Here is a 23,752-nt window from a genome sequence, read left to right as displayed (position 1 = left end):
GCTCTGCCCGTACTGCATGGTCGTGTGGGCCGTGACCATCCCGATCTTCTGGTACACCACCCTGCACAACCTCACCCGCGGCCACCTCTCGCCCAGCAGCCGGCCCGCCGCGCGCGGCCTGGCCCACTACCACTCCCTGGCTCTCGTGCTCTGGTACCTCGCGATCATCGCCCTGGTACTCGAAGTCTTTTGGTACTACTGGAGCACCCTGCTCTGAGCCGTGCCTGGTCACCTCTCGTGAGTGCGTACGCGACTTTGAACACTGTTACGCACCCACGACCGGTGAGTCGTCGTCGGCGCTCGAACGACAGCGAGCGTTGCGATGTCCCACGGCCTGCTCAGATGCCGCGCTTCATGGCACGGGTGGACAGGATCAGCCCGATGGCTGCGATCGCCACGGCTGCGATGGCGCCGGAGAGCACGGAGGCACTGAGGAAGTCGCCGGTGAACAGGGCGCGTGCGCCGTCGACGATGAAGGTGACGGGGTTGATCGCGGCGACGGCGCTGAGCCAGCCGGGTCCGGCGTCGACGGGGAGGAGGATGCCGGAGAGCAGCATGATCGGGAAGATCAGCATCTGGGTGACGATCCAGAACAGGTTGCCGCTGGGCCTGGAGGCGATGGCCAGGACGTAGGACAGGGCGCTGAGTCCGACGGCCATGACGGTCAGCAGCACCATGGTGGCCAGGGCGCCGGGCAGGTGGAGGCGCATGCCCAAGCCGATGGCGGTCGCGGCGATGAGGACCGCCTGGGCGAACAGGGTGACGGTGTCTTTCCCGGTGCGTCCGAGGATGATCGCGGTGCGGCTGATGGGGGTCACGAGGAAGCGTTCCATCTGTCCGCCGTTGAGTTCGCCGAGCATGCTGTGGCCGGCGGACAGCGGCCCCATGAGGCACATCATCACGAGGATGCCGGGGACGAACCATTGCCAGACGTCGCCGGTGCCGGTCCCGAGGTCGGCTCCGGTGCCGACGAGCATCGAGCCGAACAGCACGAGGAACAGCAGGGGCTGTCCCATGGCAAGGACGATGCTGACCGGGGAGCGAAGCTCTGGGGTGATCTCGCGGGAGAAGACCGTGGCAGTGTCGCGGATGAGCTTAGGCATGGGTGGCTCCGGTCGGCTCGTCGGTGGTGGCCTCGTGGGCGTCGCCAGACTCTTCGAGCCGAAGTCCGGTGAGGTTGATGAAAACGTCATCGAGGGACGGGCGTCGCACGCTCGCACGAGTGACCCTGATCGAGTCGTGGTCGAGGAGCCGCAGGTAGGCGGGTAGGGCGGCGTCGGCGTCGGCGATCCGCACGTTCACCGTCCGTCCTTCGGTCGTGACGTCGGAGACGCCGGCCATCAGGTCGGCGAGACCGGCGGCGCGGGCAGCGTCGGCGGCCGGCACCGTGACGTGGAGCCAGTCGCCGGCCAGGTCCGCTTTGAGCGTGTCCGCGGTGCCGTTGGCGATGACCCGGCCCTGGTCGACGATGACGATCCGCTCAGCCATTCGGTCGGCCTCGTCGAGGTGGTGGGTGGTCAGGAGGATCGTGATGCGGTGTTCGCGGCGCAGGCGCTGAATCTGTGCCCACAAGCCGGCGCGGCTGTCGGGATCGAGCCCGGTGGAGGGCTCGTCGAGGAACAGCACGCTCGGGTTGTGGACGAGGCCGAGGGCGATGTCCACGCGTCGTCGTTGCCCGCCCGAGAGTGTGCCGGGGACGCGGGCGGCCATGTCGCTGATGCCCAGGGTCTCCAGCACCTCGTCGGCCCGGCGCTGCGCGTCACGGCGCTTGAGGCCGTAGCAGCGGCCCTGGGTGATGAGCTCGTCGCGGATGCGGTGGTTCTCCCCGGAGGCGTTCTTCTGGCCGACGTAGCCGATCGCGTCACGCACCCGGCCTGGTTCGCGTGCCGCATCATGGCCTGCGATGTGCACGCTGCCCGCCGTCGGCGGCAACAGCGTGGTCAGCATCCGCAAGGTGGTGGACTTGCCGGCGCCGTTCGGCCCGAGCAGCGCCAGAAGCTCACCGGTCGCGACATCGAAGCTGACATCGCGCACCGCCTCGATCGTCTCCCTGCCCGCCTTGAAGGTCCGGCGCAGGCCCTCGGCGCGGATCATCTGCTCTGCACTCATCCTTCGGACCTTAGGGCATCCATCGTGGAACTACAAACATCCATTAATGATGTAGATGAATCCGCAACGGATGCTACTGATACCATCCGGCCATGAGTGCGAAGCAGGCATCCAGCGCCAGGAACCGGACTGAACGGGCCATCGTGACGGCCGCGGTGCGTGTCTGGGCGGGAGACCGGTCGGCGACGTTGCCCCAGATCGCCGAGGCTGCGGAGGTCGGCCGTACGACCCTGCACCGCTACTTTCCTGAACGCGATGGTCTGCTGCGCGCCGCCACGGAGCACGCCCTGGAAGGCATCGGTGGCGCAATCGCGGAGGCAGAGCCCGACAAGGGGCACCCGTTGGAGGCAATGCGCCGCGTAGTCGCCGCCCTGGCCTCGGCGAGTGAGGCGATCATGTTCGTCTTCGGCGACCAGTCCCTGGTGCGTGATGTCGTCCCCACCGCCGAACCTGACCTCCCGACACCACACGACCCGGTGATCGAGCTCATCCGTCGTGGGCAGGCCCAGGGTGTGTTCGACGACCAGCTCTCCGCCGAATGGATACAGCAAGTCCTGTGGGGCGTGTCCTACACCGCCTTCGAGCAGGTCGAGCAAGGCGTCCTGGCCAAGTTCGACGTCGCCACGACCGTGACCCGCACGCTGGAACAGGGCATCACCGCTAAGGCTGGTGGACCTGCGTGACCGGCAGGACCGACACCGAGACAGGCTGGGCCGTCGACTTCTGGCTCGACCCCGCCTGCCCGCTCACCCGCCACACCGCACGCTGGATCACCCAGATCGCCGGCGAGCTGTCTCTTCAGGTGCGCTGGCGCGCGATGAGCCTCGCGGTGCTCAACGAGCATCGCGACGACGACCCCGAAGACGACCCCCACGGCTACCTGTGGATTCCCGCCCGGGTCGCCACAGCCATCCAGACCGAGCACGGACATGCCGCGCTCGGAACGTTCTACGACGCACTGTGGACCGAGCCCGATAGCACCGAGCGGGAATGGATCGGCGACATCGGCGAAGCACTGCAGCGCAGCGGCCTCCCCATCGGACTCGCCGAAGCCGGCACCTCCACGGGTTACGACCAGGCGCTGCGCGCCTCCCACCACGCTGGCGTCGACCGCATCGACGCCGAGATCGGCACCCCCGTCCTGACCATCACCTCCCCCGACGGGCAACAGCAGCAGTCGATCTTCGGCCCTGTCCTGAGCGCGGTTCCCGGGTGGACAGACGCGCTCCGCCTCTGGGACGCCACGCTCCTGATCACCAGCATCCCGACCCTGCGTGAGATCAAGGCTTGACCATCCGATCGCTCGACTCGTCGAGGCGGACGTCACTGGGGGCGCTTCCGGTTGGGCCGGCCTACGGTATCGGCGGAAACTGTAAATATCGGTTCCAGAGCGTTCGAAGATCGACGACCGAAAGAATGGACGCTGATTTTCGGAGGCCGGGTTACCTGTTTGGCGGTATCTCGATTGCGATCCGTCTATACCGTTATAGCCGGGTCACGGGAAACTACGATCACAACATAGGAGACCCCGTGAAGACGCGACGCAAAGTGGCGTTGACGGGCGCGACCAGCGCCGTCGCCCTGCTTTGTTCCACGATGTTGAACGCCGGTGTGGCGCAGGCCCACGGCGGTATGACCTACCCGCCCACCAGGACTTACGCGTGCTACGTCAACGGTCTCGAAGGTGGTCAGGGTGGGGATCTGGCTCCTACCAACCCCGCGTGCGCGGAAGCCATCGAGCGGGGCGGGAAGACCGCGCTGTGGAACTGGTTCGGCAACCTGATCAGTGACGCGGGGGGCCGCCACCGGGAGATCATCCCGGACGGGAAGCTTTGCGGGCCAACGCCGACCTTCGACGCGTACAACATGGCGCGCACGGACTGGCCGACGACCGAGCTGCGCCCGGGCGCCACCGTCACGCTTCGGTACAACGCCTGGGCCGCGCATCCCGGCACCTGGAACCAGTACATCACCAAGGACGGCTGGAACCCGTCGCAGCCGCTCAGGTGGTCGGATCTGGAACCGGCGCCGTTCAACAGCGTGACCAATCCACCGATCAACGGCAGTGGCCCGCACGGTGCCGAGTACACCTGGAGCGCGCAGCTTCCGTCCGGGAAGAGCGGGCGACACATCATCTATTCGATCTGGCAGCGCTCGGACAGCGCGGAGGCGTTCTATAACTGTTCGGACGTGGTTTTCCGCTAACCCGGTGAAAATAATCGCCGACGGGCGCCGAACTTGCCCGACGGCGATTTTCCCCTGACTTTCTCCGGCTGCCGAAAGGTGAAAGCCGAACAAACAGTTAAAAAATTCGAACATTGTGGACCGCGGGTCTTCCCGCTTCGGTGTCCAGCCCCCTACCCTTTGCCTGGGAGCGCTTCCACACCGCTCCACGGATCGGCCCGGGGCGACGAACGACCGTGACCCCTCGCCCCGGGCCGATTCACCACGCACGACCTGTCGAGTCAATTCCCTCGCACGACGGCTTCCCGGAGGAGCGTCATGAGAATCCCGTTCGCGTCGCCGCGACGACGCTTACGCAGGTTGCCCGCCCTCGCGGCGCTCGTCTTGGCGGGCTCGCTCGTGGTACCGGCCGCCGTCTCGGCGGAGCCGGACCTGGCCCCGGCGGCCCTCGGCCGGCCCGCTCTCGCCGCCGACTACGAGGTGGCGTTCCTCGATCAGTACGAGAAGATCAAGGATCCGGCCAACGGCTACTTCCGGCAGATTGGAGACCTGCTCGTTCCCTACCACTCGGTGGAGACGCTGATCGTCGAGGCGCCGGACCACGGGCACGAGACGACCTCGGAGGCGTTCAGCTACTACCTGTGGCTCGAGGCCAGTTATGGCCGGATCACCGGGGAGTGGGAGCCGTTCAACAAGGCATGGCGGTCGATGGAGACCTACATCATTCCGGCCACGAGGGATCAGCCCACGAACTCCGGGTACAACCCGTCGGATCCGGCTACCTACGCCGCCGAGCACGGAGACCCGTCGGAGTACCCGTCGCGGCTGGAATCCGATGTGCCGGTCGGTCAGGACCCGATCGCCGAGGAACTGTCGGCGGCTTACGGCACCGACGAGATATACGGCATGCACTGGTTGCTGGACGTCGACAACACTTATGGCTACGGCTTCTGCGGCGACGGTTCGAACGACCGGCCCGCATACGTGAACACCTTCCAGCGCGGCGAGCAGGAATCGGTTTGGGAGACGGTGCCCCATCCTTCGTGCGAGACGTTCGCGCACGGCGGCCCGAACGGATTCGTCGACCTGTTCACCGACGACGAGGAATATTCGAAGCAGTGGCGCTACACCGCTGCCCCGGATGCCGATGCGCGGGTCGTTCAGGTGGCCTACCTGGCGAAGACCTGGGCCGAGGCGCAGGGCAACGGATCGGCCGTTTCGGACGCGGTCAGCGACGCCGCGAGGATGGGTGACTACCTGCGGTACTCGATGTACGACAAGTACTTCAAGAGGATCGGCGACTGTGTCGGAGCCGCCGCGTGTCCGGGCGGAACCGGCAAGGACAGCTCGCACTACCTGCTCGGCTGGTACTACGCCTGGGGTGGCGCGGACGCCGGCGCGCAGTATCCGTGGGCGTGGCGAATCGGCTCCAGCGCACCTCACCAGGGCTACCAGAACCCGCTGGCAGCCTGGGCGCTGTCGCAGGACGCCGACCTGCGCCCGCGGTCGGCGACCGGTGCACAGGACTGGGCCAAGAGCTTCGACCGGCAGCTGGAGTTCCTGCAGTGGCTGCAGTCGGCCGAAGGCGCCATCGCGGGTGGCGCGAGCAACAGCTGGGGCGGTAGCTACGAGCAGCCACCCGCGGGCCGCGCGAAGTTCCACGGCATGGCGTACGACCAGCAGCCGGTCTGGCACGATCCGCCGAGCAACCAGTGGTTCGGCTTCCAGGTGTGGGGCATGGAACGCGTCTCACAGCTCTACCACCTGACCGGGGACGAGCGAGCCAAGGCCATCCTCGACAAGTGGGTGCCGTGGGCGCTGGCGAACACCACGGCCGCGGCCGACGGCTCGTTCGAGATACCCGCCGAGCTGCGCTGGACCGGCCAGCCCGACGACTGGAGCGGCAGCCCGACCGGGAACCCGAACCTGCACGTCAGCGTGTCCGGCACGACGAGCAACGATGTCGGCGTCGCCTCCGCACTGGCCAAGACGCTGTTGTACTACGCGGCCGCCACCGGCGACGCGTCGTCCCGGCTGACCGGTGAGTCGCTGCTCGAGGCGCTGCTCGCGCACTCCGACGACAAAGGCATCGCGATGCCGGAGACCAGGTCGGACTACGAACGCTTCGATGATCCGGTCCACGTTCCGCAGGGCTGGACGGGCAGCATGGCGAACGGCGACCCGATCGACTCCTCATCCACGTTCGCCTCGATCCGGTCGTTCTACGAGCAGGATGCCGACTGGCCGAAGGTCCAGGCCTACCTGGACGGCGGTCCGGCGCCCACGTTCACCTATCACCGGTTCTGGGCGCAGACGGAGATAGCGACCGCGTTCGCCACCTACGACGAGCTCTTTCCCCAGGGTTGAAGGCCCTGACCGAGCGAAAGGAAAACCCCATGAGCGTGCGCGTCACCTCATATCGCGTGGCGTCTGCGGGACTGGTCGCGGCCGCGTGCACGGTACTGGCCACCGTCGTGCCGGCCGTGGCCGCCCCGGCGGCCACGGCACAACTGTTGTGCGGCAAGTACGACTCCGTATCCGTCGAACAGGGACGCTACATCGTCCAGAACAACGTCTGGGGCGCCGACACCGCCCAATGCCTCGACGTCAACGGTGCCTCGTTCCGGGTGACCACGGCCGAGCATGACAAGGCGACCAACGGCGCACCGGCCTCGTATCCCTCCGTTTACGCCGGCTGCCATTACCAGAACTGCACCACCGGAAGCGATCTTCCGCTCCGGGTGGACTCGATGGGCTCGGTGGCGAGCAGCTGGAGCACCAGCTCGCCGGCGCAGGGCGTCTACAACGTCGCCTACGACCTCTGGTTCGATCCGGATGCCGGCGAGCCCGCACAGAACGCCGCGGAGCTGATGATCTGGCTCAAGTACCAGGGCGACATCCAGCCCATCGGCTCCAAAGTAGACACTATTGAGCTGGACGGTGCACGCTGGGACGTCTGGACGGGCAACACCGGCTGGAACGTGATCAGCTTCGTCCGGACCACGCCCGCCAACTCGGTCACGAACCTGGACCTCGACGCGTTCACGCGGCACGCCGTCGATCGCGGCTCAGTCGGTCCGAACTGGTACCTGACCAGCGTGCAGGCCGGTTTCGAACCGTGGCGGGGCGGCGCGGGGCTGAGCACGAACTCGTTCTCGGTGTCCGTCAACTGAGGTAGGGTCGGGTGAAGGTGATGCTGCGAAGGAACCTGGTCGTGGTGACCGTCCTCGCCTTCCTCTGCTCGCTGCTGCTCTCCGTGCCGTCCGCGCAAGCGGCAGCCGGTTTCCATGTCCGGGACGGGCGGCTGTACGAGGCGAACGGTAACGAGTTCCTGCTGCGCGGGGTGAGCCATCCGCACACGTGGTACACCGACCGGACGGCGTCCTTCGGCGGAATCAAGTCACACGGCGCCAACACGGTGCGGGTCGTGCTGAGCAGCGGTCAGCGCTGGACCCGCAACGACGCCGAGGACGTCGCGAACGTCGTCTCGCTGTGCAAGCGGAACCGGCTCATCTGCGTACTCGAGGTGCACGACACGACCGGCTACGGTGAGCAAGGCGGTGCGGCCACGCTGGCGCAGGCCGTCGACTACTGGATCAGCGTCCGCGACGCCCTGGCCGGCCAGGAGAGCCACGTCATCGTCAACATCGGCAACGAGCCGTACGGCAACCAGAACTACGCGTCGTGGACCGTGGACACGAAGGAGGCGATCAGCCGTCTGCGCGGTGCGGAATTCGCCCACACCATCATGGTCGACGCCCCGAACTGGGGTCAGGACTGGTCGTTCACGATGCGGGACAACGCGGGCTCGGTGTTCGACGGCGATCCGGACCGCAACACGGTCTTCTCCATTCACATGTACGGCGTGTTCGACACGGCGGCGGAGATCCGTGACTACCTCGGCAGCTTCACCGGCGCACGGCTGCCGATCGTGGTCGGCGAGTTCGGGCACGATCACTCGGACGGCAACCCGGAAGAGGACGCGATCATGTCGATCGCCAGGTCCAGTCGCATCGGCTACATCGGCTGGTCATGGAGCGGGAACAGTGGACGTCGGCTATCTCGACATGGTCGACGACTTCGACGCGAACAGCCTCACCCCGTGGGGCCGGCGCATCTTCGACGGCGCCGACGGAATCAGGGAAACCGCGAAGAAGGCGACCATCTACGGGTAACCGATTCCGCTTTCCATCGCGGGCGGAGCGGGACCCTACGCGTGCTGGTGAACCCGGACCGCGATCTCGGGACCGAGGTGGGCTCCGCCGAGCAGTTCCAGCTCGTCGCCACTCCAGAACCGGCCGGGGTCGTACCAGTGCGGCCTGCGCGTGCCGGGCAGCAACTCCATCGCCTCGTAGGTGATCGCGACGACCTCCGCGCAGAACGCGCTCTCCAGGTCGCCGCCGCGGTGCCTGCCCGGCAACCTGCCGCGCAACCAGCGCCCGGCCAGCCGCGCGGTGGACGGGAAGGGAGTGCCGTCGAGACGCGCGACCGTACGCAGGACGGCGTTCTCCTGCTCACGGGTGAGCTCGTGGTCCAGCTGCCGCAACCAGGCCCGCTGGCCGTATCTCCGCGACCAGGTGAGCACCGCGTCCCGGAGGTCGTGCAACTGGGCGCCGCGCTGGTAGGTGCCCGACCACATGTCCGGCAGCGACCGGCCGAGCTCCGCGTGCCACATCAGCGGCGGCAGGTCGTCGATCACGACCGACATCCCGACGTGGTTGACCGGGCTGTTGGTCAGCGTCTGAATCGCCCGGTCGGCGGCCGACCGGCCGCGGAAGATCCACACGTCGCCGGTCCGGGTCACCTCGACGGCCGTGTCGAGATCGATCCACTGCTCGCCCATGGCGATACTCTAGGGACATGCGCTGGTGGAAGCTGCTGGGCCTGGCGGGTGTCGTCGGCGTCGCCGCGACCGGTGCGGTGATCGCACGGGCGGAGCGGCGACGGCGCGCCTACACGCCGGAGGAGATCCGCGAACGCCTGCACGCGAGGGCCGCCGAGGCCCCGGCGCCGCCCGCCGGACCCGAGCGGCTGCAGAGCTGACCGAGCCGGCCGGTGCCCGGCCCGCGAGTCAGGTCTGGTCAGCGACGAGACGGACGGCGAGCGCCCCGAAGATCGCGGCGGAGAGCCGGTCCAGCCAGCGCCGCACGGAGGGCTGCCGGAACAGCAGTGTGGAGAGGGCGCCGGTTGCCAGGCCCACGGCGCCGTCCACCGTGAGGCCGACGGCGATGAAGACCGCTCCGAGCACGAGGAACTGCACCCAGGCGGGCCAGCCGCCGTCGACCACCAGGAACTGCGGGAAGAATGCCAGGAAGAAGAGGATCACCTTGGGGTTGGCCAGGTTGGTGAGCACCGCCAGCACGTAGGTGCGCCGAAGCGGGCGGTTCGCCGGGGGCTGCTCCGCCGGTCGTTGCTCGCGCCTGCGCGACGACCGCAGCGTGGTCGCGGCGAGGTAGACCAGGAAGACCGCGCCGACGATGCGCAAGGCGTCGAGCACGGCGGGCGCGGCGTGCAGCAGCGTGCCGAGCCCGAGCGCTGCGGCGACGGTGTGCACCGCCAGCCCGGTGGACATGCCGAGCGCGGCCACGACCCCGGCCCTGCGGCCCCTGGCGATGCCGTTGGCGATGATGAACATCATGTCGGGGCCCGGTACGACGCTGATGACCAGGGCGGCGGCGACGAACGCCATGAGCACGGAAATGTCCACGTGGCAATCAGAGCACAACCACCGCCCGCGAGGTAGCGATTTTCGCCCGGGCAGCCGCGCCGCCGGACGTCCCGGCTCAGCCGTCGCCGCAGCGACCGCGCTCGGCGTACGGGACGGCGTCGTATCCGGACACGTCGTAGGAGTCCAGTTCGTCACCGGCTGCGGCACCGAGAACGGCGACGGTCGGAATCCGGAAGAGGTTCTCCAGCTGACCGTTGCTCTTCTGGCCCACCGAGCGCACCTCGTAGAAGATCGCTCCCCGGGTCGGTGTCCCGGCGACCGGCTGCTCACCGGCGGGGGCCGTTCCGCCCAGCAGCATCCGGGAGAGGACCGCGTTGGTGATGTCGATGTCCGGGTACTTCGCGATGTTGACGGGGCCGTATCCCGACAGCGCGTCGACGCTGACCATCGCCATCGCCCGGTTCGTCCGCCACTGTTGCTCGGTCATCCGGGACGGGGCGATGGAGCGGGCGCCGATCTGGAACTGGTTGAGGTCGTCGGTGCCCGCGACCACGGGCGCCTCGCTCATGTGGTGCAGATCGAGCGCGTACGCCGGGGCGCTGTCGCGCCAGAGCCGCCAGAACGCCGCCGACTCCGGCTGGACGAAGTTCTCCCAGTCCCTGTTCAGGTCGGTGCGCGTCGGCGTTGTGCTCTGCCGGATGTTGGCCTCGGCGCCGTCCGGGTTGTACATCGGGATGACCACGACCGTCAGCTGCTCGCGTACCTGGCGCGCCCACGGGCTTCCCGAGGTCAGCCGGTCGAGCACCTGCAGCACCGCCTCCGTGCTGTGCAGCTCGTCCCCGTGGATGCGGGCCTGGAGCCAGAAGGTGCGCGGGCCGTCGCCCACCGTGGCGTAGAGGAGGTCGCGGCCCTCGCCGGATGTGCCCGCGCTCGCCACGTCGACGAGTCCGCCGGAGCCGCGTTCGATGCGATCGAGTTCGCGGACCACATCGGCGTAGCCCGCGACGCTCGCCCGGCTGACCTGCTGCCCGTCCTGGATGCACGGGCCGCCAGGCCGGTGCGGCGGGTCGGCCTGGGCGGTCCCCGTCAGCGTGAGGGCACCGGCCGCCAGCAGGGCGGTGGCGACACCGAGAACCGGAATGCGGCGCATGACGTCTCCTCGATCCGGCGGGCCCGTCCACGACCCGCAGCTGGTCCTCGCGGATGTCCTGCAGCCAGCCCCGAAGCAGCGGGAGTGATCGCGATCACGCTGATCCTATGGGCGAGCAAAACATGAATCAATAGTTCCATCTGCCCGGCAGAAGGACGTCCTCGCGAGGTCACCGCGTCTCGGTACCGAACCAGCGGGTGGCCGGCGCGTCCAGCGAGGGACGCGGCGGCGCCGGCAGTTCGCGCAGGTACCACGGCAGGTTCGAGTACCTGTGCAGCAGCGTGTACGCGAGTAGCCTGCGCGCGAGCCCGTCGCCGAGCTGATCCGGACGGTAACCGTAGGCCAGAAGCAGCTCCCGCAGGAAACCGGCGTCGCCACCGGAGACGAACAATCCGACCGCGGCGAACTCGTACTCCGGTGCACCCAGCATCGCCGGTTCGAAGTCGAAGAGTCCCGACAGCTCCCAGCCCGATGCCGTGCGGGTCACCAGGAGGTGTTCCCGCATGAACTCGGTGTGCAGCAGCACGGGTCGTTGGCAAGCCAGTTCCACATCGCCGAAACCATCCAGAAAGGACGGTATTTGCCCGGCCCAGTTCTCGTCGAGCCCGTGGGCGCGCTGGCGGTCGGCGGCGCGCGCTCGTTGGGCGGCGACGAACTCGGTCCAGTCGGTGGCCGGCACACCGTTCAGGTGCCGGGGAGACGTCGCGTGCAGCGCCGCGATCGTCCGGCCGGGCGCCTGTGCCAGTTCGACACGGTCGGCCGGAGCCAGCCGTGGCCACACCGATCTCAGGCTCTCCTCCGGTCCGCTCGACCCGCGGCGTCGGAACCGGCAGGCGGTTCCACACGGCACTCAGCGCGGCGCTTTCGACCACGGCCTCGTGCGTGTCCTCCGGCGGATAGAGCTTCAGCACGTGCTCCGCTCCGACGGCGTACACGGGAAGCGAGCCGCCGGCGAAGCGGCTCGGCGCCGCGGGGTCGAGGCCGAGCTGCGTGCACACCGCGGACAGCACGTCGGTCACGGTGGCGACGTTAGCCGGGCGACCGGACGTCGCGCACCCGGATTCCCGCCGCTCGCCCTCGACCGGGCCGACCGGAGGAAGCAGGATGACCGCATGGACGAATCTTTCTGGATCTGCCGGACCTGCGCGGTCGAGCACGCCGAGAAGAACGGGGTGTGCCGGATCTGCGCCGACGAGCGGCAGTGGGTGCCCGAGTCGGGCCAGCAGTGGACGAACCTGACCGAGCTGGCCGCGGCAGGCTACCGGGTCGAGGTCGCCGAGCTCGAACCCGATCTGTTCGGCATCACCAGCAGCCCGGGCGCGGGGATCGGACAGCACACCAAGCTCCTCCGTACCCCGGCCGGGAACCTGCTGTGGGACCCGATCGGCTACCTCGACGACGACGCGGTGCGGCAGGTGCGGGAGCTGGGTGAAGTGGTGGCGATCGCGGCCAGCCACCCGCACATGTTCGGGGTGCAGGTTGAGTGGAGCCGGCGGCTGGGTGGGCCACCGGTGCTGGTCGCGGAGCCGGACCTGGAGTGGGTCGCGCGGCCGGACCCGGCGATCCGCCCGTGGACGGGGAAGCTGGATGTCCTGCCGGGTGTCACCATGAGCCAGCCCGGCGGGCATTTCCCCGGCAGCGCGGTGGTGCACTGGGCGGCGGGCGCGGACGGCCGGGGAGTACTGCTTTCCGGCGACACCATCTTCGCCAACCCGGACCGGCGGTCGGTGAGCTTCATGCGCAGCTTCCCGAACCGGATCCCGCTCTCCGCCGCCGTGGTCGAACGCGTGACCCGGCACGTGGAGCGCTTCGAGTTCGACCGGCTGTACGGCAACTTCGGCAACTCGATCGGCTCGGACGCGCGGCGGGTTGTGCGGCGGTCGGCCGACCGGCACATCGGCTGGGTGCGTGGCGACTTCGACCACCTGACCTGAGGCCGGCCCCGGCGGGAACGACGGCGGGAAGGGCGCGGAGCGCGGCCGTGGTCAGGAAACCGGCCGATCAGTGTTGCTGGCCGCCGCGGATCGAAGCATGGCCCTTGCGGTCTTCCCGCCGGCCGAAGCTGCTTTCCAGGAGATGCTTGAGCTTCTGGGTGGCACCGTGGCAGGCCTCGTCGATGGTCGGCGCGTGGTGGGTGACGGCGACCGGTCGCCGTCCCGCGGGGCGGGCCTCCAGTACGCATCGTTTGTCCGTGCTGCCCGCCCGGTCGGCGTTCTCGTCGCCCAGGTGCACCTCCACCCGCGTGACCTGCTCGCTGAACCGTGACAGCGTGCTACTGATCTCGGCCTCGACCTGCCGGAGCAGCGCGTCGTCACCGTCGATGTTGTCGTCCGTGTTGACCTGGATCCGCATCTGTTCTCCTTTACCGGACGGCTTCGCCGACGACGGGTGGCTCGGCGTCGCCGATGTGCCGCGTGTCCTCAGTGCTTTCAGTGCTTTCAGTGGCGATGCCGGTGGCGGCGAACTGGCGGACGCCGTTGGTCTCGGCCGCGTCGATGACCGCCTCGGCGGCGGCCCGTGCGGCCTGGGCCGCGTCCTCGGCTGCCTGTTCAGGCAGCCCGGACGAGGTGTCGTCCGGGATCGCGGACTTGGGCAGGGCTTCGGTGAAGGCCCGGGACACGTCCTTGAGCGCCGACGTGACCTCGCTCGGGATCACCCAGAGGGTGTTGCCCTCGCCCTGGGCCAGCTGCGGCAGCATCTGGAGGTACTGGTAGGCGAGCACCTTGGGGTCGGGATTGTTGCGATGAACGGCCTGGAACACCTGGTCGATCGCTCGCGCCTCACCCTCGGCCTTCAGGATCTCGGCGGTCCGGTTGCCCTCGGCCCGCAGAACGGCGCCCTGCTTGTCGCCCTCGGCGGTGAGGATCTGGGACTGGCGTTCACCCTCGGCGCCCAGGATCGCGGCCCGCTTGTCGCGCTCGGCCCGCATCTGCTTCTCCATCGCGTCCTTGATCGTCTTCGGCGGGTCGATGGCCTTGATCTCCACCCGGTTGACCCGCATCCCCCATTTGCCGGTGGCGTCGTCCAGCACGCCCCGGAGCTGACTGTTGATGGTGTCGCGGGACGTGAGGGTGCGCTCCAGATCCATCGAGCCGACGACGTTACGCAGGGTGGTGACGGTGAGCTGCTCGACGGCCTGGAGGTAGCTGGCGATCTCGTAAGCCGCCGCGCGCGGGTCGGTCACCTGGAAGTACAGCACCGTGTCGATCTCGACGACGAGGTTGTCCTCGGTGATCACCGGTTGCGGCTGGAACGAGACGACCTGTTCACGCAGGTCTATCAGTGGGTAGACCCGGTCGATGTAGGGAATGACGAAGTTGAGCCCGGGATTGAGGGTGCGGTTGTAGCGCCCGAGCCGCTCGACGTTGCGGGCCCGCGCCTGCGGAACGATCCGTACGGCGCGCAGCACGGTCAGCACCGCGAACAGGACGATGAGCACTTCCACGATGAGCAGAGCCGAGATCTCCATGGCTATTCCTTGGGGTCCCTGGGGTAGACGATGGCCGTAGTTCCGTTGATCTGCATGACGTCGACGACCGTTCCCGTGGGGATCACGGTGGTTTCGTCGAGAGCGTGTGCCGTCCACTCCTCGCCGCCGATGAGCACCCGGCCGTCCTGGCCGCTCACCTCCGCGATCACCCGCGCCGTTCTCCCCACGAGTGCGTCCACTCCGAAACGCTCGATCCGTGGCTGCAGCATGTGCCGTCGCGCGACCGGCCGGACGAGCAGGATGCCTGCCGTGGACGCGACGGCGAACACCGCGAGCTGGACGACCGGCGGCAGGCCGACCGCCGCGAATCCCACGGTGACGAGAGCCGCCCCGCCGAGGATTCCCAGTGCCGCGGTCAGTGTGAAAAGCTCCGCTACACCCAGCGCCAGTGCGAGGATCAGCCAGATCAGCCACACGTCCATCCGGCGGCTCTATCCGGTTTCCCACGCCATGCGGGGGAGACTGCGTTCGATCGCGGTCGTACCGCCCGGATCGGTGGCCGGTTCGTAGAGGCGGCCACCCTCGAGCTCCCAGCGCTGTACCGCCGCGGCGGCCGGCTCCCGGCGTACCGCAACGGTCCGGGCCGGCCGTTCGACATCGAGCAACTGCTCGGGGGTCTCGACGTTGCCGAGTCGGGCGGCGACCGCCAAGCAGTGGTGCGCCGATGCCGAGGAGGCCGCCGGTGGCACCGCCAGGAGCGTGACGCGCTGCCGGTTCGTTCCGGTAACCGTCACCGTATCGGCGTGCTGTGCGTGGAAGCCGTCCAGCCGGATCGACCGGCCGTCAACGCTGATGCGGCGTGGAGCCGCCTCCCACGTCGCGGGGCTGTACGTCACTCGTTCGATCGGGCCAAGGCGGGCGGCCAGCACGGCGAGCAGACCCGGCAGCTCGGCGGGCAGTGCGCGCGATCGAGGCCACCAAGCCCCGTCGACGTACCCGGTGGTCGGGATCTCCGGCTTGAGCCGCAAGCGGAGGGGCTGCCTGCGCGGCTCGCGGGCCTGGCCGGCCGATGGAGTGTTCGGTGACAAGCGTGGGCCCGACGTCATGTCGTGCTCCCGTCCCCGGTCGAAAACTCGGCCGGACCGATCTGTCGAGGACGAAGCCAACCTGATCACCGACATACGAGTTGCCCTCGACGTGGTCCAGCCTACTCTCCTCGTGTCACGACGATGCGACGCCGACCACGGAGGCTCGTCGGACCGACGTCGGCCGTTCGCCGTTCACCCCACGCCGAGCAGCCGGTGGGCCGTCTCCGGATCGCTACGGAAGGTGGGCGTATCGGTGGCGTGCACGATCACGCCCTTCTCCAGCACCGCGAGCTCGTCGCATACCGCGAACGCGAGATGCAGGTCCTGCTCGACGAGCAGGATCGTGACCCCGGCGGCACGCATCTCCGTGAGCATTCCGCCGATCTGCTCGACCACGGCGGGTGCCAGGCCGTCGGACGGCTCGTCGAGGACGACCAGTGTGGGATCGGTCAGTAATGCCCTGGCGATCGCGAGCATCTGCTGCTCACCTCCGGACAGCTGCCCGCCCAGGTGCCGCCGGCGCTGCGCCAGCCGGGGGAACACGTCGAACACCCGTTCCGGCGTCCAGGTCGGGTCGGCGGCCCTGGACCGGCGCGCGGCAAGGTCGAGGTGCTCGTCCACGGTCAGCGGTGCCCACACCCGCCTGCCCTGCGGCACCAGGCCGACCCCGGCCCTCGCGATCAGGTCCGGCCGCCTGCCCGCGAGCTCCCGGTCGTCGAGCCGCACGGAACCGGATCGCGCGCGAAGCAGCCCCGCGAGGGTCAGGACGAGCGTGCTCTTGCCGACGCCGTTCCGCCCGAGCAGGCCGAGCACCCTGCCACGCCGCAGCTCGAACGAGACCCCGTGCAGCACGGTGCTGCGGCCGTATCCCGAGACCAGGTCACGGACGTGTAGGGACACGGGGCTCTCCAGACGTTGGCGGCGGTGTGGTGAAGAGATCCGCACGTCGGCTCGTGCCCAGGTAGGCCTCCTGGACCCGCGGATCGTCCCGGATGTCGCCGGGCGCACCGGTGAGCAGCACCTTGCCCAGATGGAGCACGGTCACCTCCGTCGCGAGGGCGAACACCAGGTCGAGGTCGTGCTCGATGAACAGCACCGTGATCTCGGCCGGCAGGTGCAGCACGAGCTCGGTCAGCCGCGCGCTCTCCGCGGGGGACATGCCCGCACCCGGCTCGTCGAGCAGCAGCAGCCGTGGTTCGCAGGCGAGGGCGAGCGCCAGTTCGACCTGCTTGGCCTCACCGTGGGAGAGCGCCGAAACCGGGAGAGTGTCCCGGTTTCGGAGGCCGGCGTCGGTCAGCAGCCGGTCCACCTGCCGGTCCACGTGCCGCCTCGGCCCCCGCCGGGCCGGCAGCGCGCTGATCGTGCCGCCGCGATGCCTGCGCACGGCGAGCGCGACGTTCTCGGCCACCGTCATCGACGGGAAGAGGCTCACCTGCTGCATGGTCTGGCTGAGGCCGAGGCGGGAGCGCTTGACCTCGGAGAGCCGGGTGATGTCCTGCCCGCCGAGGTGGACGGTGCCCGAGTCAGGACGGAGCAGTCCGGTCAGCAGCTTGAGCAACGTGCTCTTGCCTGCACCGTTCGGGCCGATGAGCGCGTGCCGGGTGCCTGCGTGAACGGTCAGGTCGACGGCGTCGACCGCCTTCAGTGCGCCGAAGGACCGGCTCAGGTCACGGCAGGACAGTAGCGGGTTCACGGCTTCCCACCGCCTTTCCCGCGGCCGATTCGGATACCGGCCACGCCGTTCGGCATCAGGTAGACGACGAGGATGAACACGACACCGAGCAGCAGGGGGCCGTGCCCGTCCAGGCTGGGGCCGATCGAGTCGCGCACGAAGATCACCAGTGCCGCGCCGAGGCAGGCGCCCCACAGGCTCCGCGCACCGCCGATGATCACCGCCAGCAGCGCGAGTGCCGCCGTGGTGAACCCGAGGTCGGCAGGCGTGACCAGCCGCTGCTGCGCGGCGAGCAGACCTCCGGCGAGCCCGGCTACCGTGCCGGCCACGACGAACACCGCGTACTTGTAGAGGGAGGTCGGGTAGCCGATGGACCGCATGCGCGGCTCGTTGTCGTGGATTCCGCGCAGTGCCGCACCGAACGGGGACGCCTTGACCGCCCACAGCACGGCGAACCCCCCACCGAAGGCGGCGAGGACGTACCAGTGCAGCACGCCGACGTTCGTGATCGCGGCGCCGCCCACCTCCGTGGCCGGGATGCCGTACAGGCCGTTGGAGCCACCGGTGACCGACTCCCAGCTGTCCGCAACCTGGTGCACGATCTCGCCGATCGCCAGGGTGAGCATCAGGAAGAAGACCCCGCGGGCGCGGACGGCGATCCACCCGGTGGCGGCCGCGACGAAACCACCCGTGAATGCGGCGACGAGGAGGGACAGCGGCGCCTGTGCGGAGACGTTCTGCGCGAACCACCCCGCCGCGTAGGCGCCCGCGCCGAAGTACGCCGCGTGGCCGAGCGACGGCAGGCCGCTCACGCCGACGAGCAATGCGAGGCTCGCGGCGAGCAGGCCGAAAACCAGCATCCGGGTCAGCGTCGATATGGCATAGGGGGCCAGGAACAGGGGAGCGGCGGCGAGCAGCACGGCCGCGAGCACCGAGACCAGCACCCGTACCGGCGGCGGCTTCCGCGGTTCACCCTCCGCGGGCGCGGCGATGTCGGCAGGAGCGCTCATCGTGGTGCGCCTGCCATGTCGGCGCGGCCGAAGAGCCCTTGGGGTCGCAGGACGAGCACCACCGCGAGCGCTCCGAAGAGGATGAACGACGCGGCTTCGGCGAACAGCGCCCGGCCGAGCGACTCGATCTGCCCGATGACGAGGGCGCCGATCAGCGCGCCCTTCACGGAGCCGAGGCCGCCGATCACCACGACCACCAGCGCCAGGATGAGCACGGTCGAGTCGAGGCCGGGGCGCGCGCCGTAGACCGGCCCGCCGAGCACTCCGGCGACCGCCGCGAGCGCGGAGCCGACGGCGAACACCGCCAGCTTGACCTTGCGGTCGTCGATGCCGATCGCGGAAACCATCTCGCGGTCGGCGACCGTCGCGCGGATCACCGCGCCCGCGGCCGTGCGGCTGACCACCAGCCACGCCGTGACGGCGAGCAGGAGGCCGGCGGCGATCAGGAACAGCCGGTAGACGGGGTAGTCGGTGCCGAGGACCGGCACGGTCCCGTCCAGACCAGGGGGCGCGTTGGTGGCCCGGACGTCGTTGCCGAACGTCATCGACAGGAGTTCGGCGGCGACGAGCGCGATGCCGAGCGTGAGCAGTGCCTGGTCGAGATGGGAGCGGTTGCGCAGCGGCTCGGTCATCGCGGAGAGCACGGCACCGGCGAGGAGGCCGAGCAGCGTCGCGGCGCCGACGGCGAGCGCGAACGTGCCCCACGTCGGCGACTCGCCGCCGATCCGCCAGCCGATGAACGCGCCCGCGAGGAACACGGCGCCGTGCGCGAGGTTGAGCACGTTCATCATTCCGAACACCAGCGAGAGCCCGATCGCGAGGATGAACAGCAGGCAGCCGATGGCACCGCCGTTGAGCACGGAGACCAGGTTGGCCTCGAACCAGCTGCCCACCGCTACCTCCTTCTTCGTGGTCGCCGCACCTCCACTTCAGCCCGGCTGGCCGATGGCGCCGGTCTCCGTCACCACGGCGTTGACGTACCGGTCGCCCCGCTTCTCGACCTTCCGCAGGTAGAACTTCTGCTTCGGCGTCTGGTTTTCGAACGACCAGGTGCCGCGCGGGCTGTCGTCGATGGGACCGAGCCCGCCGAGCGCCGTGGAGAGGGTGTCGCCGTCGAGGCCGTCGGCCCCGCGCAGGGCGCGGTCCAGCACGTTCGCCGCATCCCAGGTCTGTACCGAGTAGACAGTGGGAACGGCGTCGTAGGCGTCCTGGTAGGACTGGACGAACTCCTTGTTGTGGCTGCTGTCCAGCTCGCTGGTGTAGTGCAGCGAGGTGTGCACCCCGAGGGCGGCCTCGCCCTGCGCGTCGAGCACACCGCCCTCGGTCAGGAATCCGGAGCCGTAGAGCGGCACGTCGGGCGCGAGCCCGAACTGCCGGTACTGCTTGACGAACGAGACGGCTTCGGCGCCGGCGAAGAAGCAGAACGTGGCCTTGGCCCCGGAGTTGCGGATGCGCGACAGGAAGGGCTGGTAGTCCTGGGTCGTGCCGAACGGCGGGTCGGCCCGGCCCGCGATCGTGCCGCCGCCTGCCTCGAAGGCGGAGGTGAACCCGGCGATCGCCTCGGCGCCTGCGGCGTAGTCGGACGCGATCACGAAGACGCCGTCCTTGGGGCCGTTCTCGGCAAGATGGCGGCCCATTCCGGCGGCGACCTGCCCGTTCGTGAACGACGAGCGCCAGATGTAGGGCGAGCTCGCCTTCGCGGTGATGTCCTCGGCACCCGCGTTGGCCACGATCAGGATCTTCTTGGCCTCGTGCACGATGTCGCGGACCCCGAGGGCGGTGGCGGAGTTGACGATGCCGACGATGACGTCGCACTGGTCGCTCTGCAGCAGCCGCTGTGCCGCCGGGACGCCCGTCTGCGGCGTCTCGCCCTCGTCGGCGACGACGGTCTCGACGGTGTAGTCGCCGAGCTTCCCGTCGTGGCTCTCCAACCACAGGTCCCAGGCCCGCCGCATGTCGGTGCCGAGCGGCGCGTAGACACCGGCCTGCGGGACGAGCAGGCCGACCTTGACCGAGGTCTCCGGCGAGGAACCCCCGCCGAGGCTGCCGCCACATGCCTGAACGGTGACCACGGCCCCCGCCGCGCCGGTCAGCTGGAGGAGTCGTCGCCGCGTGAACCGCATACCGTCCATGGTGGCCTTCCGAGTTACGTTCTACGTCGATCTAACATAGGTCGACGATTCTGTAGAGCGTGTGTCCCAGTGTCAACGGTTTGCGACATCGACTGTCAGAGCGGGACGAAACGTCTCGGTCACCGGGCCCTGGATGCCTGGACACCCGGCCCGCGGCGGCGCGACACTCCAGAGATGCCTGCCACACCGGACCGGGATACCCGCACAGAGCTGAGCACCTCTGCGGTGCCGGCCGGTGAGGCGTTCGCGTACTGGCGGGAGATGATCTGCGCGACGTTCGTGCGGCTCGCCGCCGAGCCGGTAGCCGAGCGGCGGTTCAGCGGCCGTATCGAGCATGTCGCGCTGGGCGGGCTGGAACTGTCGACCGTCGTGGCCGGAAGCCAGCACGTGCGGCGGACTCGCTCACTGATCGCGCAGAGCGCCGAGGACTTCCTGCTCGCGAGTATCCAGCTGCGCGGGCGTGGGCGGATCGAGCAGGACGGGAGGACGGCGCTGCTCTCGGCCGGCGACATGGCCTTCTACGACAGCACCCGCCCCTACACGCTGCACTTCGACGCCCCGTTCCACCAGCTCGTCGTCCAGGTGCCGAGGCGTGAGCTGCCGATCCGGGACACCAGCATCCTCACGGCGCGGGCGCTCGGCCACGGTGGACCGGGCGGCGTGGTCCCGGCGTTCTTCACCTCGCTGGCCCGTACGGCGAAGGCCAGCCCGGAGCAGTCGGCGGTGCTGCTGCCGCATTCGTTCGGGCTGCTCGCGGCGGCCGCGTCGTTCGCGGGAAGGGCCGATGCCGACCCCGACGCGGCGGATGCGCTGGCCCGCGAGCGGGTGCTGGACCACCTGCGCCGCCACCTGGCCGACCCTGCGCTGGATGCCGCCACGGTGGCGGCGGCGTGCGGCATGTCGCGGCGCACCCTGTACCGGGTCGTCGGCGACCAGGGCGGCGGCGTGGCCGGGGAGTTGCGCCGCATACGCATCGAGCGAGCCAAAACGTTGCTCCTGGAACACCCCGGGCGGCCGGTCGGGGCCGTGGGCACGGCCTGCGGGTTCGACAGCGAGTCGGGTTTCCACCGTGCGTTCCGGACCGCTACCGGGCAGACACCGGGCGGGTACCGCGAGGCAGGTCTGCCTCGCACGCGGCGCAAGTAGCCCTGGCACATCCGGTCAGCCGCGGGGGCCGCGCCCGGCGCATCGTGGAGCGAACAGCACGCCCACGATGACGCAGGAGACGACTATGCAGGCAAAAGTGCGTGTCGCGGCCGTCCAGGCCGAGTCCGCGTGGCTGGACCTGGACGCGGGCATCGACAAGGTGATCGCACTGATCGAGGGGGCCGCGGCGGGTGGTGCCCGGCTGGTGGCTTTCCCCGAGACCTTCGTTCCCGGCTACCCGTGGTGGATCTGGCTGGACTCGCCGGCTGCCGGTATGCCGTTCGTTCCCCGCTACGCCGCCAACTCGATGACGCGGGACGGCGCCGAGATGGAGCGAGTCCGCCAGGCCGCCGCGCGGAACGGGATCCACGTGGTTCTCGGGTTCAGCGAGCGGGCAGGCGGCAGCCTCTACATGGCGCAGGCGTTCGTCTCGGAGACCGGTGAGCTGACCTCCGTGCGGCGCAAGCTCAAGCCCACGCACGTGGAGCGCTCCGTGTTCGGCGAGGGTGACGGCAGCGACCTCCAGGTGCACGACACCGCGCTGGGCAAGGTGGGTGCCCTGAACTGCTGGGAACACCTGCAGCCGCTGACCAAGTACGCGATGTACAGCCTCGGCGAGCAGATCCACGCCGCCGCGTGGCCCGGTTTCTCGGTGTACCGCGGTGCCGCGCGGGCTCTGGGACCGGAGGTGAACACGGCGGCCAGTCTCATGTACGCCGTGGAGGGGCAGACCTTCGTCGTCGCGCCGTGCGGCGTGATCGGTGCGGCCGCGCGGGAGCTGTTCTGCGATACCGAGCTCAAGCGGGACCTGCTGCTCACCGGCGGTGGGTTCGCCCGCATCTTCGGCCCCGAGGGGTCGCCGCTGGCCGAACCCCTGCCGGAGACCGACGAGGGGATTCTCTACGCCGACCTCGATCCGGCGCTCATCGCGATCGCCAAGTCCGCGGCCGATCCGGTCGGCCACTACTCCCGCCCCGACGTGCTGCGCCTGCTGGTGAACCGCAACCCCATGCCGCGGGTCGTCGAAGTGCCCGCGGACCCGCCCGCCGCCGCGCCCGAGGAGCTTGCAGTCGAGGAGTTCCCGTCCGCGCTGCCGGCGAGCTGAGGGGAGGCGGTCATGGAATCGGCGATCCCCCGGCACCTTTCGCTGCCCCGTACCCAGCCGCCGCGTGCCGAGCCCGGCTGGCAGCCGCCGTACCCGTCCTTCGTGGCGAGGTTCAAGCCGTCGGTGACGCGCGTGGTCATGGCGTACTTCGGGGCGCAGTACCGGGCCGGTGGCGAGACCGTTCCGGGCGCCGTCCGGGCGGCGCGGGCCGAGCTCGCCGCAGCGTGTGCCCACGCCGACGGGCCGGGCCGCGTGGACCACGCGACGTATGTCGACGAGTCCGGTTACACCACCCTGCTCACCATCGGGTACTGGACCGACCCCGAACGGTACGACCGCTGGTTCGGCGGGGCACACGCGAGCTGGCTCGGCGAGCAGCGCAGGGGCAGCGGGGCGGGCTTCTTCGTCGAGGCCGTGCGCCCCTCGGTGTCCCGGTTCGAGACGCTCGTCTCCAACGACCGCAGGGAAGGAGTCGCCGTCCTCGCGGACGCCCTCAGTGGTGAGGTGGCCGAGCACGCCTACTGGGGCGGCGCGAGGGACCGCCTGCCCGCCGCACAGACCGATCCGCTGCTGCCCGGAGAACCGCCGACCGTGGTGGCCGACGCCGGGCGGCAGCGAGTCCGCGGGCAGCGCAACCTGTGCCTCATCCGGTCGGGACAGGACTGGACGGACACCGACGGCGACGAGCGGCGCAGGTATCTCGACGACATCGAACCCGTACTGCGTGCTGGTCTGGACTTCCTGCGCGACGACGGCCCGGCGGTCGGCTGCTACGCCAACCGCTACCTGCGCGTCGTCGACACCGAAGGAAATCCGGTTGACAAGAGCTTCGGCATGAGCTGGTGGCGCAGCCTGGCCGACCTCGACCGGTGGGCCAGGGACCACCCCACGCACAAGGCGATCTTCGGTGAGGCGATGAGGTACCTGTCGGAGCTCGGGTCCGCCGCCCGGCTACGGCTGTACCACGAGGTCACGGTTGCGGCAGCCGAGGAGCAGCACTTCGAGTACCTCGGCTGCCATCCCGCCACGGGGATGCTGCGCGCCCTGTAGCGCCGGCG

26 protein-coding genes and 2 pseudogenes are annotated in these 23,752 nt (G+C 69.4%); 13 read left to right on the top strand and 15 right to left on the bottom strand.

Features of this window, described 5'->3' with window-relative positions:
• A pseudogene (locus JAP66_RS29070) lies at window positions 1-217 on the top strand (vitamin K epoxide reductase family protein); the annotation flags it as partial.
• A 121-nt stretch (window positions 218-338) separates the two neighbouring features.
• Here the strand turns inward: JAP66_RS29070 and JAP66_RS29065 are convergent.
• Both JAP66_RS29065 and JAP66_RS29060 read right to left on the bottom strand, forming a co-directional pair.
• Window positions 339-1,103 carry an ABC transporter permease gene (locus tag JAP66_RS29065; protein ID WP_199435054.1) on the bottom strand — a complete coding sequence of 255 codons (765 nt, stop codon included), beginning with the start codon at window positions 1,101-1,103 and terminating at the stop codon, window positions 339-341.
• Window positions 1,096-2,109 (bottom strand): ATP-binding cassette domain-containing protein, encoded by a 1,014-nt coding sequence (locus JAP66_RS29060; protein ID WP_307849768.1) that lies wholly within the window; start codon window positions 2,107-2,109, stop codon window positions 1,096-1,098. Before JAP66_RS29060 ends, JAP66_RS29065 begins: the two co-directional genes overlap by 8 nt.
• Before the next feature lie 92 nt (window positions 2,110-2,201).
• Here JAP66_RS29060 and JAP66_RS29055 point away from each other — a divergent pair, with 92 nt between their 5' ends.
• From JAP66_RS29055 to JAP66_RS32815, 7 genes and pseudogenes are all read left to right on the top strand, one after another.
• Window positions 2,202-2,792 (top strand): TetR/AcrR family transcriptional regulator, encoded by a 591-nt coding sequence (locus JAP66_RS29055; RefSeq protein ID WP_199435053.1) that lies wholly within the window; start codon window positions 2,202-2,204, stop codon window positions 2,790-2,792.
• Entirely contained in the window at window positions 2,789-3,400 is a 612-nt protein-coding gene (locus JAP66_RS29050) for a mycothiol-dependent nitroreductase Rv2466c family protein (RefSeq protein ID WP_199435052.1), read from the top strand. Before JAP66_RS29055 ends, JAP66_RS29050 begins: the two co-directional genes overlap by 4 nt.
• Before the next feature lie 125 nt (window positions 3,401-3,525).
• Window positions 3,526-4,314, top strand: coding sequence for a lytic polysaccharide monooxygenase auxiliary activity family 9 protein (locus JAP66_RS29045; protein ID WP_235999690.1), 789 nt, complete (start codon window positions 3,526-3,528; stop codon window positions 4,312-4,314).
• Window positions 4,315-4,611: 297 nt separating this feature from the next.
• Window positions 4,612-6,660 carry a glycoside hydrolase family 48 protein gene (locus JAP66_RS29040; RefSeq protein ID WP_199435051.1) on the top strand — a complete coding sequence of 683 codons (2,049 nt, stop codon included), beginning with the start codon at window positions 4,612-4,614 and terminating at the stop codon, window positions 6,658-6,660.
• A gap of 29 nt (window positions 6,661-6,689) precedes the next feature.
• Window positions 6,690-7,466: a GH12 family glycosyl hydrolase domain-containing protein gene (locus tag JAP66_RS29035; protein ID WP_199435050.1), complete on the top strand. Its 777-nt coding sequence runs from the start codon at window positions 6,690-6,692 to the stop codon at window positions 7,464-7,466.
• Between the two features lie 20 nt (window positions 7,467-7,486).
• Window positions 7,487-8,281: pseudogene (locus tag JAP66_RS29030) on the top strand (glycoside hydrolase family 5 protein); the annotation flags it as partial.
• A 58-nt stretch (window positions 8,282-8,339) separates the two neighbouring features.
• Window positions 8,340-8,468 (top strand): hypothetical protein, encoded by a 129-nt coding sequence (locus JAP66_RS32815; RefSeq protein ID WP_268963332.1) that lies wholly within the window; start codon window positions 8,340-8,342, stop codon window positions 8,466-8,468.
• Window positions 8,469-8,503: 35 nt separating this feature from the next.
• Here JAP66_RS32815 and JAP66_RS29025 read toward each other — a convergent pair whose 3' ends face one another.
• Complete coding sequence (locus tag JAP66_RS29025) at window positions 8,504-9,136, bottom strand: hypothetical protein (protein ID WP_199435049.1); 633 nt, start codon at window positions 9,134-9,136, stop codon at window positions 8,504-8,506.
• A 17-nt stretch (window positions 9,137-9,153) separates the two neighbouring features.
• On the opposite strand from JAP66_RS29025, the gene JAP66_RS29020 reads away from it, so the two are divergent.
• Window positions 9,154-9,336 (top strand): hypothetical protein, encoded by a 183-nt coding sequence (locus tag JAP66_RS29020; RefSeq protein ID WP_199435048.1) that lies wholly within the window; start codon window positions 9,154-9,156, stop codon window positions 9,334-9,336.
• A gap of 28 nt (window positions 9,337-9,364) precedes the next feature.
• Here the strand turns inward: JAP66_RS29020 and JAP66_RS29015 are convergent, their stop codons facing one another.
• The 3 genes from JAP66_RS29015 to JAP66_RS32520 all read right to left on the bottom strand — a co-directional run bounded on the left by JAP66_RS29015 (window position 9,365) and on the right by JAP66_RS32520 (window position 11,892).
• Window positions 9,365-10,000, bottom strand: a complete 636-nt coding sequence (locus JAP66_RS29015) for a LysE family translocator (protein ID WP_307849767.1) — start codon at window positions 9,998-10,000, stop codon at window positions 9,365-9,367.
• Between the two features lie 76 nt (window positions 10,001-10,076).
• Complete coding sequence (locus JAP66_RS29010; RefSeq protein WP_199435047.1) at window positions 10,077-11,111, bottom strand: M14 family zinc carboxypeptidase; 1,035 nt, start codon at window positions 11,109-11,111, stop codon at window positions 10,077-10,079.
• Window positions 11,112-11,280: 169 nt separating this feature from the next.
• Window positions 11,281-11,892: a phosphotransferase gene (locus tag JAP66_RS32520; RefSeq protein WP_307849766.1), complete on the bottom strand. Its 612-nt coding sequence runs from the start codon at window positions 11,890-11,892 to the stop codon at window positions 11,281-11,283.
• Between the two features lie 331 nt (window positions 11,893-12,223).
• Here JAP66_RS32520 and JAP66_RS29000 point away from each other — a divergent pair, with 331 nt between their 5' ends.
• Entirely contained in the window at window positions 12,224-13,045 is an 822-nt protein-coding gene (locus tag JAP66_RS29000; protein WP_199435046.1) for an MBL fold metallo-hydrolase, read from the top strand.
• Window positions 13,046-13,112: 67 nt separating this feature from the next.
• On the opposite strand, the gene JAP66_RS28995 is transcribed toward JAP66_RS29000, so the two are convergent.
• The 9 genes from JAP66_RS28995 to JAP66_RS28955 form a co-directional block, all read right to left on the bottom strand.
• A complete protein-coding gene (locus JAP66_RS28995) occupies window positions 13,113-13,463 on the bottom strand; it encodes an HPF/RaiA family ribosome-associated protein (protein WP_199435045.1) in 351 nt (116 codons plus the stop codon).
• A 10-nt stretch (window positions 13,464-13,473) separates the two neighbouring features.
• Window positions 13,474-14,580: an SPFH domain-containing protein gene (locus JAP66_RS28990; RefSeq protein WP_199435044.1), complete on the bottom strand. Its 1,107-nt coding sequence runs from the start codon at window positions 14,578-14,580 to the stop codon at window positions 13,474-13,476.
• A gap of 2 nt (window positions 14,581-14,582) precedes the next feature.
• The gene (locus tag JAP66_RS28985; RefSeq protein WP_199435043.1) at window positions 14,583-15,023 is read right to left on the bottom strand and encodes an NfeD family protein; all 441 of its coding nucleotides are present in this window, start codon (window positions 15,021-15,023) and stop codon (window positions 14,583-14,585) included.
• A 9-nt stretch (window positions 15,024-15,032) separates the two neighbouring features.
• Window positions 15,033-15,647, bottom strand: a complete 615-nt coding sequence (locus tag JAP66_RS28980; RefSeq protein ID WP_199435042.1) for a DUF5994 family protein — start codon at window positions 15,645-15,647, stop codon at window positions 15,033-15,035.
• Window positions 15,648-15,821: 174 nt separating this feature from the next.
• A complete protein-coding gene (locus JAP66_RS28975; protein ID WP_199435041.1) occupies window positions 15,822-16,529 on the bottom strand; it encodes an ABC transporter ATP-binding protein in 708 nt (235 codons plus the stop codon).
• The gene (locus JAP66_RS28970; protein ID WP_199435040.1) at window positions 16,510-17,322 is read right to left on the bottom strand and encodes an ABC transporter ATP-binding protein; all 813 of its coding nucleotides are present in this window, start codon (window positions 17,320-17,322) and stop codon (window positions 16,510-16,512) included. Before JAP66_RS28970 ends, JAP66_RS28975 begins: the two co-directional genes overlap by 20 nt.
• The gene (locus JAP66_RS28965) at window positions 17,319-18,311 is read right to left on the bottom strand and encodes a branched-chain amino acid ABC transporter permease (protein ID WP_199435039.1); all 993 of its coding nucleotides are present in this window, start codon (window positions 18,309-18,311) and stop codon (window positions 17,319-17,321) included. The genes JAP66_RS28970 and JAP66_RS28965 overlap by 4 nt, the downstream gene beginning before the upstream one ends.
• The gene (locus tag JAP66_RS28960; RefSeq protein WP_199435038.1) at window positions 18,308-19,204 is read right to left on the bottom strand and encodes a branched-chain amino acid ABC transporter permease; all 897 of its coding nucleotides are present in this window, start codon (window positions 19,202-19,204) and stop codon (window positions 18,308-18,310) included. Before JAP66_RS28960 ends, JAP66_RS28965 begins: the two co-directional genes overlap by 4 nt.
• Window positions 19,205-19,240: 36 nt before the next feature.
• On the bottom strand, window positions 19,241-20,434 hold the full coding sequence (locus JAP66_RS28955) for an ABC transporter substrate-binding protein (protein ID WP_199435037.1): 1,194 nt from the start codon (window positions 20,432-20,434) through the stop codon (window positions 19,241-19,243).
• A 183-nt stretch (window positions 20,435-20,617) separates the two neighbouring features.
• Between JAP66_RS28955 and JAP66_RS28950 the strand changes: the two genes are divergently transcribed.
• From JAP66_RS28950 to JAP66_RS28940, 3 genes are all read left to right on the top strand, one after another.
• Entirely contained in the window at window positions 20,618-21,589 is a 972-nt protein-coding gene (locus JAP66_RS28950) for an AraC-like ligand-binding domain-containing protein (protein ID WP_199435036.1), read from the top strand.
• 85 nt (window positions 21,590-21,674) lie between these two features.
• On the top strand, window positions 21,675-22,694 hold the full coding sequence (locus JAP66_RS28945) for a carbon-nitrogen hydrolase family protein (RefSeq protein ID WP_199435035.1): 1,020 nt from the start codon (window positions 21,675-21,677) through the stop codon (window positions 22,692-22,694).
• A gap of 12 nt (window positions 22,695-22,706) precedes the next feature.
• On the top strand, window positions 22,707-23,744 hold the full coding sequence (locus JAP66_RS28940) for a phenylacetaldoxime dehydratase family protein (protein WP_199435034.1): 1,038 nt from the start codon (window positions 22,707-22,709) through the stop codon (window positions 23,742-23,744).
• Window positions 23,745-23,752 lie beyond the last annotated feature (8 nt).

It is taken from the genome of Qaidamihabitans albus (genome assembly GCF_016464705.1).
Taxonomy (GTDB): domain Bacteria; phylum Actinomycetota; class Actinomycetes; order Mycobacteriales; family Pseudonocardiaceae; genus Qaidamihabitans; species Qaidamihabitans albus.
This window is presented reverse-complemented; position numbering and strand designations above follow the sequence as displayed.